Annotated in this window: 1 protein-coding gene; it reads right to left on the bottom strand. The window is 65.2% G+C overall.

Annotated features, from left to right (window positions below):
• Window positions 1–138: 138 nt before the first annotated feature.
• Window positions 139–705 (bottom strand): TonB-dependent receptor domain-containing protein (locus DYI24_RS27375; protein ID WP_164574545.1); only part of this gene is annotated, 567 nt, incomplete at its 5' end.

A 705-nucleotide genomic window follows, 5' to 3' on the forward strand; every position in this document is an offset into this window, starting at 1 on the left:
ACGACCGCGAGACCGAGCTTGTTCATGTCGTGCTCCTTGTTGGCTTGAAGATCGCGTGCCGGACGACAGGCCTCCGACACGTGGATGCCCGGCACGAAGGCCGGGCATGAAGTCATTGCGAGCGCTGCGCGCGTTCGATCAGAAGTCGAACGCCGCCGAGAGCAGATAGGTGCGCGGCGCACCCACGGTGACGTAGGTGCCGGTGGTGAGCCAATAGGTCTCGCCGGTGACGTTCTCGATATTGGCGCGGAAGGTGACCGGTTTGCCGGTAAGTGCCGTCGTGGTGTAGCGCGCGCCGATATCGAGACGGGTCCAGCCCGGGAAGCTCAGCGTGTTGGCCGTGGTCAGATAGGCGCTGCCGGTGTGGATCACTCGACCGTTAAGCGCGAGCCCGCGGACCCATGGCGTATCCCAATCGAACCCAGCGGAGAACGTCCTGTCGGGTACGCCTGCCGCGGCATTGCCACGCTGCGTCGGGTCGGTCGGATTGGTGAGTTCGGGATTGATGAACGTCGCACTCGCCATGCCGCGCAGCCCGGGCAGGATCAGGCCATAGACGTTCAGCTCCAGGCCTCTGTTGCGCTGCTCGCCGTCGTAGGCCTGCGCATTGGCGGCCGTGGTGATCAGGCTCGGACGGGCGATCTGGAACACCGCTGCGGTGGTGGTGATGGTGCCCCAGTCGACCTTGACGCCGGCCTCCTGTTG

This window comes from Rhodopseudomonas sp. BR0C11 (genome assembly GCF_010820945.1).
In the GTDB taxonomy this organism is placed as follows: Bacteria; Pseudomonadota; Alphaproteobacteria; order Rhizobiales; family Xanthobacteraceae; genus Rhodopseudomonas; species Rhodopseudomonas palustris_H.